The sequence below is a fragment of the Pseudomonas sp. LBUM1656 genome (assembly GCF_059716065.1).
This window is the reverse complement of sequence record NZ_CP166800.1, coordinates 780,385-796,285: the sequence shown is the minus strand read 5'-3', so window position 1 is coordinate 796,285 and position 15,901 is coordinate 780,385. Positions and strand designations below refer to the sequence as shown.

Here is a 15,901-nt window from a genome sequence, read left to right as displayed (position 1 = left end):
CTATAGGGTGCGGCTTCAGTTCTCTAATCCACTGCCCGGAGTCCACATGACCGCACCCATTACCGTTCTTCGCGACACACACCCGCTACCGGTACTCGACGCCTGCAAATGGGAAAAACTCGAAGGCGACCCGCACACCGTCAACCTCAACGCCTACACCAGCGAAGACGGCAGCAAGATCATGGGCACCTGGATCTGCACGCCGGGCAAGTGGTACGTGGAATATGTGAAGTGGGAATACTGCGATTTCCGCGAGGGGTACTGCATCATCACGCCGGAAGGCAAAGAGCCGATCCATCTGCGTGCCGGTGATATTTTCGTGATCGAGCCGGGGATGAAAGGCACGTGGGAAGTGGTTGAAACCGTGCGCAAGTATTTCGTGTTTGCCTGATGCAAAAAACCGGGAGATCACCCGACGTGATCTCCCGGTAAATGTCGATGCGTAGATGCAGTACCTGTGGGAGCGGGCTTGCTCGCGAAAGCGGTGTTTCAGTCAGCATTGATGTTAACTGACACTCCCTCTTCGCGAGCAAGCCCGCTCCCACACTTCGTCAAGCTCACTGCCTGACTTGGTTCTACTTACTGGGGTTTGCGATAGCTGTTGATGATCGCCGAGAAGTCTTTACCACCCTCCCCACGCTGACTCATCGCCTGATACAACTGCTGGGCCACCGCGCCGAGTACCACCGGCTGGTGCGCCTGACGTGCCGCTTCCGTGGCCAGCCCCAGGTCCTTGAGCATCAGTTCGGCACCGAAGCCGCCGGTATAGCCGCGCGAGGCCGGCGCCGTTTCGACGATGCCCGGCCACGGGTTGTACATCTCCGAACTCCAGCAACGCCCGGTAGAACTGTTGATAATCCCCGCCAGCACGGTGGTGTCGATGCCGAGCGCATCACCCAGCGCCATGGCTTCACTCACGCCGACCATGGAAATCGCCAGAAGCAGGTTGTTGCAGATCTTGGCGATTTGCCCGGTGCCGACTTCGCCGCAATGAACGATGTTGCGGCCCATCTGCGCCAGCACCGGTTGCAGGGTAGCGAACAGTTCAGGGGTGGCGCCGACCATGAAGGTCAGCGTTCCGGCCGCTGCGCCGCCAGTACCGCCAGACACCGGCGCATCGGCCATGGCCACGCCTTGCTTGGCCGCAGCAGCCGCCACATCTCGCGCCGTCTGCGGATCAATGGTGCTGCAATCCACCGCAGGCACGCCTTTGCCGATACCGGCGAGTACGCCGTCTTCACCCAGCCAGACGCTGCGCACATGCACAGCGGCGGGCAACATGGTGATCACCAGCTCTGCACCCTGTGCCGCTTCACGAGCCGAAGCGCTGATGCTGCCGCCCAGTTGCTCCAGTTCAGCCAGAACGGTTTTGTTCAGGTCGACCAGGCTCAGCGCGTGGCCGGCCTTGATCAGGTTGCGCGCCATCGGCGCGCCCATGTTGCCGAGACCGATAAAAGCGATTTTCATGCCTGGCTCCTTAACGCAAGTTGATGGTGGTGTTCACACCGTCGTTGACGCTGTCGTCATCGAACCAGCGACTGGTGACCGTCTTGGTCTGAGTGTAGAACTGCACCACTTGCTTGCCATACGGACCGAGGTCGCCGAGTTTGGAGCCGCGCGAACCGGTGAAGCTGAAGAACGGGACCGGCACCGGAATCGGGATGTTGATGCCCACCTGGCCAACGTCGATTTCCGTCTGGAATTTACGCGCCGCCGCACCGCTCTGAGTGAACAGGCCAGTGCCGTTGCCGAACGGGTTGGCGTTGACCAGCGCGATGGCCTCGTCGAGGGTATCGACTTCCAGAACCACCAGCACCGGGCCGAAGATTTCCTGGGTGTAGATCTGCATCTCTGGGGTTACGCCGGAGAACAGGGTCGGGCCGACAAAGTTGCCCTTCTCGAAGCCTGGAACGGTCACGTCGCGACCATCGAGCTCAAGCTTGGCGCCTTCCTTGATGCCGCTTTCGATCAGATCGAGAATCCGGGCCTTGGCTTTTTTGGAAATCACCGGCCCCACATCAGTGCCCGGCTCGCTGCCGGCATTCACTGTGAGTTTCTGTGCCAGTGCTTTCAGGTCTGGCAGCCATTGTTTGGCCGCGCCCACCAACACCACCACGGACGTGGCCATGCAACGTTGACCCGCCGCGCCGAAACCGGCGCCGACCAGTGCGTTCAGTGCTTGCACGCGATTGGCATCCGGCAGCACCACGGCGTGGTTCTTCGCGCCCATCATCGATTGCACGCGCTTGCCGTGTTTACCGGCCAGGTCGTAGACGTGAGTACCGACCGCAGTCGAACCGACGAAGGACACAGCCTTGATGTCTTTGTGGGTGCAAAGCGCGTCCACCACGTCTTTGCCACCATGGACCACGTTGAGCACGCCCGCCGGAACGCCGGCCTCGATCGCCAGCTCCACCAGCAGCATGGTCGACATCGGGTCCTGTTCGGACGGTTTGAGTACGAAGGTGTTGCCGCAGGCAATGGCCATCGGGAACATCCACAGCGGAATCATCGCCGGGAAGTTGAACGGGGTAATGCCGGCGCAGACGCCGATGGGCTGACGCAGGGTGTAGGTATCGACGCCGCCGGCAACGTTCTCGGCGAACTCGCCCATTTGCAGGCTGCCGATGGAGCAGGCGTGTTCGACCACTTCAAGGCCGCGGAAGATATCGCCTTCAGCGTCGGCGATGGTTTTGCCCTGCTCGTTGCTGAGCACCACGGCGATGCGCTTGGAGTGCTCGCGAATCAACGCCTGGAGCTTGAGCATGATGCGCATCCGCGCGCCGATCGGCGTCAGCTTCCAGGTCTGGAAAGCGCGATGGGCGGCGCTGATTGCAGCGTCCACTTCCTGCGCGGTGGCGAACGGAACCTTGGCCAGCACTTGCTGGGTCGCCGGGTTGACGATGTCGTGCCACTCGGTGGTCTGGGACTCGACCCACTCGCCGTCGATCAACAGCTTGACGTTCTGGACAGTGGTTTCGTTGGGCGTGAGCGATGCGTTCATGCTGGTCTCCTGGACTTGTTGTTATGCAGGGAGCCAAGGCGGGTAAGTCGCCTTGAGATGAGGCGTGTGTCGCGAATTGGTTGTCGGACTGTTTTTGGAGTATAGATGTGCAAACTTCTAATAAGAACGCACATAAAAGCCGGTCCATCATGCAAAAAAACATCACGTCGTTAGGTTCGTTGAACTGGGATGACCTCAAGTTTTTCCTCGAAGTCGCCCGCACCCGCAAGGCCAGCACTGCGGCCAAGCGCCTGGCGGTGGACTACACCACCGTGTCGCGGCGCATCAGCTCGCTGGAAGCGGCATTGGGCACATTACTGTTCGAGAAATCCCGGACCAGCGGTTTTGTCCTGACCGCCGAAGGCCAGCGGTTGCTCGGTTACGCCGAGTCGATTGAAAGCACCCTGCACATGGCCTGCGAACAGGTTTCCGGTTCTGGCGTGGCGCTGTCCGGGCATGTGCGCATGGGTTGCACCGAAGGTTTCGGCAGTTTTTTCATCACCCCGCAGTTGAGCCATTTCGTCGACGCCTACCCGGCCATCTCGGTGGACATCCTGCCGCTGCCGCACTTCATCAGCCTGTCCAAGCGCGAGGCGGACATCGTCATCGCCTTGGAGCGTCCGGAGCATGGGCCGTACGTCTGCTGCAAACTCTGCGACTACAAACTGCAGCTGTACGCGACTCAGGATTATCTCGACAAGCACCCGCCGATCCGCCGCCCGGCAGACTTGGGCAAACATTCATTCATCAGTTATGTAGACGATCTGGCGTTCAGCTCGGAGCTGTTGTACCTGGCGAACGTGTTGCCCGGCGCCAGCGCCAACTTGCGTAGCACCAGTGTGATCGCGCAATTCGTGGCGGCGCAGCAAGGACGCTCGCTGGCGATTCTGCCGTGCTTCCTCGCGGCTCAGGACCCGCGTTTGCTGCCGGTGTTGCCGGAAGAGATCAACATCACCCGGCAATTCTGGATGTACTGCCGGGAGGACCTGCGCAAGCTCAAGCGGATTACCCTGTTGTGGGATTACATCCGCGCCGTTACTGAGCAGAATCAGGGCCTGTTGATGGGCGAAAGTCGGGAGATGCTGTTCGCCGATTAGTCGGCGCTCACCACGATCGATACCCGGCGGTTCTCGGTGCGGCCCGCCGCCGTGGTGTTCGACGTCACCGGCTGACTGCTGCCGAGACCGCGCAGCTGAATGTTTTCTTCTTTCATGCCTACCGTGGTCAGGACGTTACCGACGCTTTTAGCGCGACGCAGGGAGAGTTGTTCGTTGTAGGACTCTTTACCCGAGGCATCGGTGTGCCCGTCGACCCGCACTCGCTCGATGCCTACACCGAGCAATGCCTTGCCGATCTTTTGGACGATACCGGTACTGGCGGCGTTCAGGCTGTCGTCGTCACTGCCAAACAGCACTTTGCCGGACAAACCAAACGCCCAGCCCTCATCGGTCAGCTCGAAACCTTGCTGTTTGAGTACCGTGATTTGCGCCGGGGTCAGACCCTTTGGCGGTGCGGTCTGGCACCCGGTCAATGCCAGCACGGCCATGAACAAGGTGATCGCGAAAAATCGCAGGGAACGAGGGGTGATTGAGAACACAACAATTAGCTCCTGGTTTGAACGTGGGCGACCGGGTGCTCCGACCCGGACGTGTGTTGTGCACCTCGGGAAAGGCGTTTGGCCTGGTACATGGCCGCGTCGGCGGCATTGAGCAACGCGCCCGGAGTGGCGCCATGATCCGGATACACGGCGATGCCGATACTGAGCGAGGTCAAGACCTGGGTATGACCCGGTAACGGGATTGGCACTTCCATGCTGGCGAGGATCTTGTCAGCAATCCGCTCGGCATCTTCGGTTTTGTGCAGCGGTGTCAGTAGCACCGCAAATTCATCGCCGCCCAGACGTGCCACCAGATCCTCTTCGCGCAACTGCGCCCGAACCCTGCTGGCCACTGCAACCAGCACGGCATCGCCGGCGGCATGACCGAAGCTGTCATTGATTTCCTTGAACCGGTCGCTGTCGAGAAACAGCACGGCCACGCGCTCATTGAGCTTTTGGGCATTGCGCAGCGCACGAATCAGACGGCCTTCGAAGAACGCCCGATTCGGTAACCCGGTGAGACTGTCGTGGCTGGCCTTGTGCGCCAGGGTTTCATTTTCGCTTTGCAAATGGGTCTGCCAGGACTCGAGTTCATCGAGCAAGGCATTGAAGTCGTTGCCCAGGTTGTCGAGTTCGGCGATGTCGGCGGGCGGCACACGGCGGTCGAAGGCTCGATCGCTACGGGCGGCGTGGGCAACGGTGGCGAGGCTGCGCAGTGGCCCGGTTATGCCGCGAAGTTGTCGGCGCGCCAGATAGAGGGCGACCCAGGCGCTGATGGCCGTGCACAGCACGATCCCCACCAGACCACTGAGCAGAAAGCGCATCAAGCTGCCACCGTGACCGGTGAGCTGGATGCTGCCGATTTCCCGACCTTGATGAACGATCGGCATGTCGATGGGTTTTTCCAGAAAGGTTTTGGCGATCTGCAATTCCAGATCGGAGAACAACCCGTTTTCCGGTCGCTGCCAACGCGCCAGTAACCGGCCTTTTTCATCCAGCACCTTGGCGTCGGCGACTTCTTCCGTGGAGGCGATCAACGCCAGCACCTCAGTGGCCGCGGCTTTGTCGTTGAACACCACCGCGGCTTCCACCGTGTAATTGATTGAACGCGCGATCAGATGCAGGTTGTGGTCGGCATACACCCGCAACGCCAGAACACCCAGCAGTGTCAGCGAGATGCTGGCCATGGTCACGCCTACCAGAGCGACGATCAAGTGGCCGCGGCCGATGACCGAGCGCAAGGTTGGGCGACTACCCGGCTTGAATAGACTCATGGCGCCGCCGACTTGCGACGGGACAGTTGCAGCACGCTGGGGTGAATGCGCACACCGCTGCGGGCGACGGAGTCGAGGTTGACCTCGAAAGACACCTGATCATCAGTGACCCGGAGGCAAAACAGACTGCCGACAGCGCATTGATCATCGCTTTCGCTGATGCTCAGCACCGGACGCCCTGTCAGCGAAGCAAAGAGTTGGCTGCGCTCGTCACCGGTCAACTTGCCGATATACACCGCATCGCATTCACTGATAATCGACGGGTTGTCGGCCAACAGCCGGCGCACGGTGACGGGCCGGCCGGTGGCTTGGGTCGTGCCCTTGACCAGGTCATCAGTATATTCGGTGGGGCCAACCACACACAGGCGCAGTTGCGCAGGCTCAACAGGCCAGCGCGCGTAACTGAGAATCCCGAGGACGACCTGCGTGACGGATTTGGCGCGTTGGTCGGCCATGCTCGCCGGAGCTTCCGATTGAGCGAACACAACACCGGTCAGCAAGCAGAGAAAACCCGCGAGCAGCACTTGCTTGCGGCCAACGACACGCCCTGTCGTCCAGACAGCCAACTTCATGCAGGGATTCTCTTCGATGTTACGAAATAATGCCGCAACGATAGCATAGCGTTGAAACCCCAGCGAGGCGGCGCACTACGGCACTTCGGACAGTTTTCGTCATCCGGTGCCACCCTTTCAATGGCTCGGTTCGATCCCATCTTCCAACTCCAGCATCAACCCGCTTAAACGCTTGACCCTGCGCCGCACCGCCTCCTCGAACACCCCGGCACGAGGCTCGATAAGGGTGAACCAGTGCTTGGCCCGGGTGATCCCGGTGTAGATCAGTTCCTTGGTCAGTACGGGGTTCAGGGCATCCGGCAGAATCAACGCTGTATGGGCAAACTCCGACCCCTGGGATTTGTGTACGGTCATGGCGTAAACCGTTTCGACATCGTTGAGCCGGCTCGGTAGAACAAATCGCACGCCACCCTGCCCGTCGTTACGCGGGAACGCGACACGCAGTACGTGCTTCCCGGCCTCGAGACCATCACGCTCCGGCAGTTTGAGGGCAATGCCGATGTCGCCGTTCATCAACCCCAAGCCGTAGTCATTACGCGTCATCAAAACGGGGCGGCCTTCGTACCACTGCTGGTCGCTGTCGATCAGTCGAGCCTTGAGCAACGCGGCGGTCACACGTTGATTCAAACCCTCTACGCCCCACGGCCCTCTGCGTACTGCGCATAGCAATTGGAAGGCGTCGAAGGCTTGTAACACCTGTCGCGCCCAATCGGTCCAGCGTGGATCATCGAGCAGACTGTCGAGCGGTGGCCGTTGGCTGCGAAGAAGGCTCAAGTAGTGACGATAACCTTGCGGTCCCTCGCCATGGCCTTCGAGCAGCAAGCGTTCCAGCGCCCGGTCCTGCTCTCCTTTGAGGGGCAAGGAAAACACGTCGGCGTGACTTCGAGCCGCCAGCAACGTGCGCGCTTCTTCCGGTTGTTGCTGGTTGACCCAACGTGCCAACTGGCCGATGCCGCTGCCCTCACCGAACCGGCGCGAGTGGCGCAGCATCACGACTTGCTGGGCCAAGGGGTGAGTTCCGTCAACGTCTTCCTGCAAACCGCTGGCTTCAAGGCTTTCACCACTGACCGTCTCCAGCCACTGGCGAGTTGGCGGGCTGTACCAACCGGCTTCGGCGTCACGGCACAGATCTCCCAGCACGGCGCCGGCCTCCACCGATGCCAGTTGATCCTTGTCGCCGAGCAACACCAGCCGGGCATGGGCCGGCATCGCGTCGAGCAGGTTGGCCATCATTTCCAGGTCGATCATCGAGGCTTCGTCCACCACCAGTACATCCAGTGGCAAGCGATTACCGGCATGGTGACGGAAGTGCCGGGTGCCGGGCCGACTGCCCAGCAACCGGTGCACGGTAGTGACATCAGACGGGATCTTGCCTCTTACGTTTTCATCGACTTCCAGCGTCCGGACTTGCTGGCTGATGGACTCTGTCAGCCGTGCCGCCGCTTTGCCGGTAGGTGCGGCAAGGCGGATGCGCAGCGGTTTTCCAGCCTCTACCGCAGGCGCCTGAAGCAATGCCAGCAACCGCACGACCGTGGTGGTCTTGCCGGTCCCCGGGCCGCCGGTGACGATACTGAACGCACTGCGGGTAGCGAGGGCACAAGCGAGTTTTTGCCAGTCGATCACTTCACTGGATTTGGCTGGACCGAATAAGCCAGTGAGTCGCAGAGGCAAGTCATTCGGCGTTGTTTCGTGCTCAGCCAGGCGCAGACGCAGGGCATTGTCGATGCGTCGTTCGTAAACCCAATAGCGGCGCAGGTACAGACGCTTGCCCGATAAAACCAAGGGCCGGGATTGCGCGGCCTCACGACCATCGACGGCCAGCGCCACCAGACGACTGGACGCCAGGACCTTGCACCAATGGGCGCCGTCCAGCGCTTCAAGCAGTTGCGACGGCAACAACATCGCGCCACTTTGCAGATCGCCTTCCGGTGGCAGCGACAGGGCAAAATCCGGTTCTTTCAGTGTCTCGAACAGATCCAGGCAGACATGGCCGTGACCCAGTTGGTGACTGGTCAATGCAGCGGCGAGCAGCACCAGCGGATCGTCGTCGGGGGCAAGCTCGTGGAGGAAGGCCACAAAGGCCTTGTCCAGCGCCCGCAGCCAGCCGCGTTCAACCCAGCGCGTCAGCAACAGCAACAAATCATCGGCGCGACTCAGGGGCGCGAGATCCGCCAGGCTTTCGGCTGCCAATGGCGTGGGCAGCAAATCGGCGAAGGTGCGACTCATAGCAGTACTCCCTGTTCCCAGGCGGGTTCGGCCTTCGGTTCTGCTTTGCCCTGAAATAGACGGTCCAGACGCTCGATCAGTTCTCTGGGCGGACGGGCGAAATACACGCCTTGGGTGGATGCCCGCGTACCGCGCAGGAACAGGTACAGCGCGCCACCGACATGCCGGTCGTAATCGTAGTCGGCAAGCCGCGCCTTGAGCTGGCGATGCAAAGCCAGCAGGTACAACACGTATTGCAGGTCGTAACGATTGTCGAGAATCGACTGTTCCATGGCCTGTTCTGTGTAAGCCGCGTCATCGGGCCCCAGCCAGTTGGATTTGTAGTCGGCGACGTAATATTTGCCATCGTGTTCGAACGTCAGGTCGATGAAGCCCTTGAACATACCGTTGAGCAATACCGGCTCAGCGGCCACTCGGGCAACGCCGTTGTGGGTATGTTTATGCACCAGTTCATCAAGCTTGAGCACATCGACTTTATGACTGGCGAACCAGAATTCCATCTCGACGCGATATTGGGTGAGCTGCTCGAACACGACCGGAGCCTGTCCCCCGCCGAGGTGCAACGGAGACTTGAGCAAGTGTTGCAGCCAATCGCTCAAGGTGGTGATCCAGCCTTCCCAGCCACGGCGATTGCAGCGACGGGCAATGGCGTCTTCCACGAGTTGTGGCGTAGCAGAAAAACCTTCATCACCGGCCCATTCCAGCAAACCATGGAGGAAGGTCCCGGGGTTTGGGCCGCGAGGGAATCGATGGATATCGGCACCGCCGGCGACCACTTCTCGTGGTGCGTCCGGATCGAGGCGTTCGTCGTCGAATAGCTTTTGTGCTTGCGGGTTTTCCGGCGCTTCGTCACTGCCCACGCTCAGACTGTCGCCGATGCGCAAGGCACTGTACGAGGCGATCCACCAGTTTTCACTGGCCTTGCGCTTGGGTATCAGCGGCGCAAGTAACGTCGCATCATTGCGGGGGGGATGATAATGCTCGGCCGTTGCTTGTGGCATATCACCATACAGAAGTGCCGGGCAGTCCTGCTGGAGGTCTTCGAGCCAGCGTTTCAAACCTGCGGATTCAGCCAGTGGAGCTCCGCCGCCCAACAAGTAACCCAATGCCGAAAAGTGCAGCACCGAGCTGTTGTTATTACCGCGCTTGAGATCGGTCACCCCCAGCCAGCAGGCATGTTGCGCCCGGGTCAGGGCGACATAGAGCAAACGAAGATCCTCGGCCAGACGCTCATCATCGGCCAGGGCGATCAACTCGGCAGTCGGCTTCAAAGTCACCTGCGCCTTGCCGTTTGCATCGTGATAATGCAGCGGCAAACGGCTGCCATCCACGGGTTTTGCCGAGCAGATGAACGGCAGAAACACCAAGGGATACTCAAGCCCCTTGGATTTGTGAATGGTCACGACCTTGACCAGTTGTTCATCGCTTTCCAGACGCAGAATCTGTTCTTCGCCGGCCTGACCGGACAACGCCAGATGCTCGGACAGATGACGAATCAGTGCTTGCTCGCCATCGAGTTCGGCAGCGGCCTGCTGCAACAGCTCGGAGAGGTGCAGCAAGTTAGTCAGTACCCGTTCACCGTCGCTGCGGGCGATCAACGACCGAGGCAACTGAAAGTCATGCAGCAAGCGTCGCAACATGGGCAGCACGCCTTGCTTGCGCCACAGCTCGCGATAACCGCGGAACTGCATGACCCGTGCCTCCCAAGCCAGTTCGTCCTGATTCAGCCGTTCCAGTTCCGCCAGGGAAAGGTTCAGCGTGATGCAGGCCAGCGCGGCTCGCAGCGGCCGCTCGACATCCGGCTCGGCACAGGCTTTGAGCCAGGTCAGCAGGTCGTGGGCTTCTTGAGCGGCGAATACCGAATCCTTGTCCGACAGATAAACGCTGCGCACACCCCGGGCAGACAATTCGCCGCGAACGGCCTGAGCCTCTTTGCCGTCGCGGACCAGGATCGCAATGTCCGCAGGCAGCAGGCCCCTGAAGTCTTTGTCCTTCTCGATGAAACCTGCCCGGCCTTGTTGGCCGCCATTGAGTAGTGCGGTGATCTCACTGGCGCACGCGGCGGCGAGTTTTTGTCGGTACTCCGCGCCGGACATTGGCTGATCGGCTGACAGGTGCCAGATGTTCAAAGCTGGCACGAGCTGGCCGTCAATGTGCAGAACTTCTTTGCGCCCTTGGGATTCGACGGGCAGGAACGGGACCGGGTTGTCGCCGTTCTTTTCACGAAACAGAAACGCGCCGCGCCCCAGTTCACGTGACTCGGCGCGCTCGAACACATGGTTCACCGCATTGACCATGCCATGGCTGGAGCGAAAGTTCGTACCCAGGGTATGCAAACGGCCAGCGGTGGCCTGGCGGGCGCGCAGATAGGTATAGATGTCAGCGCCGCGGAACGCGTAGATCGCTTGCTTGGGATCGCCGATCAGAAACAGGCCGCATTCGGGGTTGTTGTCTTCGATGCGATAGATGCTTTCGAAAATCCGGTACTGCACCGGGTCGGTGTCCTGGAACTCATCGATGAGCGCTACTGGAAACTGCTCGCGAATGAGGGTCGCCAGGCGTTCACCGCCATCGGACTGCAACGCCGCATCGAGGCGCAGCAGCATGTCATCGAAGCCCATCTCCGCGCGGCGACGTTTCTCTTCCTCGAACCGAGCACCAACCCACTGAGCTGCATGTTGTAGAACTGCAGCGTCGGGGGTCGGCAAGCCGTCGAGACTGGCCTTGAGCCCGGCCATGGCGTCCAGCCCCGGATGACTGGGTGCGTCGCCCTTCCAGGCTTCGGCCATACCGTCAGGCGTCAGGCGATTGAACCCTGTGCCAATATCCAGTTGCTCAAGGGACTCATCTTCAGCCCAGGCTTTCAGTTTCTCAAACCAGGGCTCGAAATAACGGGCCTGCATCTTTCGACCGTCGACGCTCTTGCTCGCAACACCCTGGTGGCAGATGGTGAGCAGCTCATCTGCCCACTGGCGCCATGGCATCTTGAGTTCAAGCAAAGCTAATCGTCGCTCCTGCAAGCACTCGGTGATCAGCTCGGCAGGCTCCTTGCCTTCAACGCTGTCACGCTCGCTGGCGAACAAACTGCGTACACGCGGCAATAACGCAGCCGGGCCACCCCAATTACCCCGTACCCAGCTCAGCGCATCACCTTGCATCGGGTAGCAGAACAGCCGCCAGTAATCACGCAGGACTTCGCCGAGCAAATCGCTGTGGTCGGTTTCCAGGGTCTGGGTAAACAGGCTGCCACTGTCGAACGCATGCTCACGCAGCATGCGCTGGCACCAACTGTGGATGGTCGAGACGGCTGCCTCATCCATCCACTGCGCGGCGATGTCCAGACGGTTTGCGCAGCCGGACCATTGTTCGGGCAGGTACTGATCACGCAGTTCAGCGATGAGGCTATCGGGTGCCTCGGTCTCATCACGAAAGTATCGCGCCGCCTCGGCAAGACGGGTGCGAATACGTTCGCGCAGCTCTTTGGTTGCGGCATCGGTGAACGTTACAACGAGGATTTGCGGCGGCAACAGTTCACGCCCAAAACCACTCGATTCGCCGCCGTGGCCAAGAACCAGACGCAGGTACAACGCGGAAATGGTGAAGGTCTTGCCGGTACCGGCGCTCGCTTCGATCAGTTGGCTGCCGCTCAGGGGGAATGCCAGGGCCAGCGGTGTTTTCGCGGTCATGAGCGCGCCTCCTCGCTGGTCAATGAACGCCAGGGGGCTTCAAGCATCGGTTTGTACAAAGCGTTACACCAATCGGGGAAGGTCTCGTCAGCGGTCAGAGCGTCGTAATCGGTGAACTGCCGGGCGAGTGCCGGGCTTTCGCGGCGCTCGCCGTCGGTGGTTTGGCCGTCGCCTTCATAGGCCTTGCGAGCGGCAGCGTCGGCTTTGACCGGGTCAGTTTGAGAGAGCCAGGCGAAGGCGGTTTTTACGGCAATCGGAAGGGGTTGGCGCATGCCTGTTTGCCATGCTTGCAACAGGTTACTGAGGGCATGACGTGCAGCGTCCTCCTCCAAAGTGGCGAGTAGAAGAGTGTCATCGCTGGCCACTAACGCAGTGGTCATCGACATGCCGCTGGCGCAAGCGACCAAATGATTGACCCAGGGGCGCGTCAGACGATGCCACTTGCGGGTCTTGATCGAACCGATGCTGTTGGGAATGGTGGTGACAGACAACAGGCCACCGTCTGCACGTTCATGCAGGCCACTGAGCCAGCCTTCCAGATGCAGACCTTCCAGTTCCAGGTTGACTGGTAACGCACTGGCAAGTGGTGTCGGCCACAACGCAAGGAGCTGTTGATAACGCTGCAACAGATCCGGCAATGGCTCGATCAACTCCCGCTGCAGACATTCACCGAAACCGGCCATGGGCAAGAGCCCGCTGTTTTGCAGACGCTTTGCCTGGGCCTCAAGCGCGATATCGGCGCGATCCAGTTGCCCGAGCGCCGCTTCGAGCAGACTGTCACTGAGGCTATAGCGTTGGAGAGCATCGAGTACAAAGGGCTCTTCATCGGCCAAGGGCGCTTCAGCCGCTTCGAAGAACACCTTGAGCCGCTGACTGAAAAAATGTCGCACGGGATTGCGCAGGAAATCCTGCAATTGACCGAGGCTTAGCGGCTCTTCCTGAACGTAGGCTTCAAGGACCTTGGTGTCGGTTGCCTGCTCACTGGTTTGATGAAGCACCTGCCACTCGCTGGCATAGCTGAACAGGGCGTCTCCTTCATGAAAATAGCGGGCGCTGAAGGGTTGCAGCGGGTGCTCCTGAGTCATGGCCCCAAGCAGCTTTTCATTGTCGGCCTGCAATCGCCAGCCGCCGGCCAGGTGATCGCGCAGTTGGCTAATCAGTACCGAAGCCGGACGCTCGCTATTGTCCCGAATGCTGCGGCCGACCCAGCTGATATAAAGTTGGTCACGTGCCGACAACAGGGCTTCCAACAAGAGATAACGGTCATCCTCGCGTCGGGAACGGTCACCCGGACGGTAGTCGCTGCCCATGAGATCGAAGTCCAGTGGCGGTTGCGCTCGCGGGTAATCGCCGTCATTCATCCCGAGCAGGCAGACCAGCTTGAACGGAATCGCTCGCATGGGCATCAAGGTGCAGAAGTTAACGGCCCCGGCCAGAAAACGCTGGGACAAGCGGCCCTGGTCGAGGCCTGCCAGCCAGGCTTCTCGGACCACGGTCAACGGCAGTTCATCATGCAAGCCCACTGACTCGCAGGTCTCGAGCCAGGTTTCCCGCAGCTCTTCGAGTTGGGCCAGCAAGTAGTCGTCATGCTCATTGCTGGCCTGGAAGAACAGTTGCACCAACGCTTGCAACCGAACGCCCCATTTTTGGGGCGGTGCGGGCTGCGTCAACTCCAGGTGGGCAATCTCCAGCGCATCCAGCAGTGCAACCAAAGGACCGATCAGCGCAGCGTCCAGCCCGCCAATCTCGTCGTAAGGCTCAATGCCTTCGCAGGCAGTGGCGCTGCCGACGGCATAACCAAGCAGCATCCGGCGCAGGCCGAAACGCCAACTGTTTTGCTCCAATTCTTCAGGCAAGCCCAGACCCGCGCGCTGCTCGGCATTCATTCCCCAGCGAATACCAGCACCTTCGATCCAGCGGTGCAGGGTCGGCAGATCACGCTCCTCTACACCGAAGCGAGCGCGCAGCGCCGGAACATCTAGCAAATCGAGGATCTCGCTGACGGGAAATCGGCTGTCGGGTAGCTTGAGTAGATGTTCAACAGCGATCAGCAACGGATCACGACCGCGTTGGCCTTGATCCGCGAGTGTGAAGGGAATGAAGCGCGGGTCGAAGCGATCAAGTTGACCAAATACTGCCCGGATATGCGGTGCATAGCTGTCGATGTCCGGGACCATCACGATCACATCGCGAGGCTTCAAGTCTGGATCTGCACTGAAGCGTGCGAGCAGCTGATCGTGGAGGATCTCCACTTCGCGCTGGGCGCTATGTGCGATGTGGAAACGAATTGATTCGTCCTGATTGATATCGATAACCGGCCAGCGCTCGCGAGTTTCGTTCAGGGGGCGCAGTTCAAGGATGTCGTCCTGAAGCTGGTTGAGCATGTTCTGTGGCTGGCTATCGCTGAACAAGTCGATGCGCCCATCACGGAATGCCGAGCGGTAGCTGTTGGGATCGTCGTAGCTGTCGAGCAGATTGATGTAGTCCCGCCCCTGCTTGCCCCAAGCCGCCAATAGCGGGTGAGCATGCTGGTGAAGGGTTTTCGGATCGAGCACAACAGGCATGCCGCTCTTGCGAGCCTGACGCTTGTATTGATGCCGCAACAGGTCTTTATCGGCGACGATATCTGCCCAATGGTGACGACATGGGTTGTGCACGCAAAGCAGAACCTGGCTGAATCGGGCCAGTCCCGCAAGTGCTTCCAGCGCTTGTGCCGGGAGAGAAGAGATCCCGAAAACGATCACCCGAGAAGGTAATCCATGGGGTGCTACGTCGAGGCTGTTGATACGTTCGATGAACCGTTGATGAACACCGGCACGGCTTTGCGCCATGCCTTGCTCACCCACATCCACTAACAGAGCACGCCACAATTCTGCCTGCCAGCAGTTGGCTGGGGTCAGGGGTTTGGATTCACCTCTGCCGTTTCGCAATTGATGACGACCTTCTGCCCAGTCTTCGAGCCAGTCGGCCCGGTATACCTGGTATTGGTCGAACAGATCCGCCAGCCGCTCGGACAACTGGTAACGCTTGCGCAGATCGGTGTCATTGGTCAGGAAGCGTTGCAGCGGTTCGAAATGCGGCTGATTGATCAGCTGCGGAAGCAGACGCATCAGGCGCCAGGTCAGTGGAGCCTTGTCGAGCAGGGATTTGACCGGAATTTCATCGCGACCCAGAACCATGCGGTAGAGCTGCCACATAAAGCTGCCCGGGAGTTGAACGTCGATGGCTGCCGCAATTCCGCAACCGCCCATGTCGTCGTCTTCAGGGTCTTCAGCCAGAGCCAGCTTCAGCCACTGGGCGATGCCGTTACTCTGAACCAGGGCGATTTCATTTTCCAAGGGAGCCAGCGGGTAGCGCCGCATCCAGCTGACCACCAGGCTGCGTAACTCGTCCAGGCGGTTACCGTGAACCACCATAAAACCAGCACTGAGGGACGTCGCGTCCGGCATAAAGGCTTCCTTGGGAAAATACAAAAGCTAGGGCCGAACCTTAGCATTGTCGGGAGACTGTGACAGCCGGGAGCCGTCCGATGTTGCTGTACG

Annotated in this window: 10 protein-coding genes; 2 read left to right on the top strand and 8 right to left on the bottom strand. The window is 60.1% G+C overall.

The window, feature by feature from the left end:
* Positions 1-46: 46 nt before the first annotated feature.
* Positions 47-391, top strand: coding sequence for a cupin domain-containing protein (locus ACA072_RS03445; protein ID WP_007946320.1), 345 nt, complete (start codon positions 47-49; stop codon positions 389-391).
* 188 nt (positions 392-579) lie between these two features.
* Here the strand turns inward: ACA072_RS03445 and mmsB are convergent, their stop codons facing one another.
* Positions 580-1,467 carry a 3-hydroxyisobutyrate dehydrogenase gene (mmsB, locus tag ACA072_RS03440; RefSeq protein WP_077747330.1) on the bottom strand — a complete coding sequence of 296 codons (888 nt, stop codon included), beginning with the start codon at positions 1,465-1,467 and terminating at the stop codon, positions 580-582.
* Between the two features lie 10 nt (positions 1,468-1,477).
* Complete coding sequence (locus ACA072_RS03435) at positions 1,478-3,004, bottom strand: CoA-acylating methylmalonate-semialdehyde dehydrogenase (protein ID WP_461957110.1); 1,527 nt, start codon at positions 3,002-3,004, stop codon at positions 1,478-1,480.
* A 149-nt stretch (positions 3,005-3,153) separates the two neighbouring features.
* Here ACA072_RS03435 and ACA072_RS03430 point away from each other — a divergent pair, with 149 nt between their 5' ends.
* Positions 3,154-4,101, top strand: coding sequence for a LysR family transcriptional regulator (locus ACA072_RS03430; protein WP_109627838.1), 948 nt, complete (start codon positions 3,154-3,156; stop codon positions 4,099-4,101).
* Here ACA072_RS03430 and yfiB read toward each other — a convergent pair.
* The 6 genes from yfiB to recC all read right to left on the bottom strand — a co-directional run bounded on the left by yfiB (position 4,098) and on the right by recC (position 15,808).
* Complete coding sequence (gene yfiB, locus ACA072_RS03425) at positions 4,098-4,601, bottom strand: outer membrane lipoprotein YfiB (RefSeq protein WP_497623147.1); 504 nt, start codon at positions 4,599-4,601, stop codon at positions 4,098-4,100. The genes ACA072_RS03430 and yfiB overlap by 4 nt on opposite strands.
* A gap of 5 nt (positions 4,602-4,606) precedes the next feature.
* Complete coding sequence (gene dgcN, locus ACA072_RS03420; protein ID WP_497623145.1) at positions 4,607-5,875, bottom strand: diguanylate cyclase DgcN/YfiN; 1,269 nt, start codon at positions 5,873-5,875, stop codon at positions 4,607-4,609.
* Positions 5,872-6,447, bottom strand: coding sequence for a regulatory sequestration protein YfiR (yfiR, locus tag ACA072_RS03415; RefSeq protein ID WP_497623143.1), 576 nt, complete (start codon positions 6,445-6,447; stop codon positions 5,872-5,874). The genes dgcN and yfiR overlap by 4 nt, the downstream gene beginning before the upstream one ends.
* A 117-nt stretch (positions 6,448-6,564) precedes the next feature.
* Positions 6,565-8,673 carry an exodeoxyribonuclease V subunit alpha gene (gene recD / locus ACA072_RS03410; RefSeq protein ID WP_497623141.1) on the bottom strand — a complete coding sequence of 703 codons (2,109 nt, stop codon included), beginning with the start codon at positions 8,671-8,673 and terminating at the stop codon, positions 6,565-6,567.
* Complete coding sequence (gene recB / locus ACA072_RS03405) at positions 8,670-12,359, bottom strand: exodeoxyribonuclease V subunit beta (protein ID WP_497623138.1); 3,690 nt, start codon at positions 12,357-12,359, stop codon at positions 8,670-8,672. The genes recD and recB overlap by 4 nt, the downstream gene beginning before the upstream one ends.
* On the bottom strand, positions 12,356-15,808 hold the full coding sequence (gene recC / locus ACA072_RS03400) for an exodeoxyribonuclease V subunit gamma (protein WP_497623137.1): 3,453 nt from the start codon (positions 15,806-15,808) through the stop codon (positions 12,356-12,358). Before recC ends, recB begins: the two co-directional genes overlap by 4 nt.
* Positions 15,809-15,901: the final 93 nt, after the last annotated feature.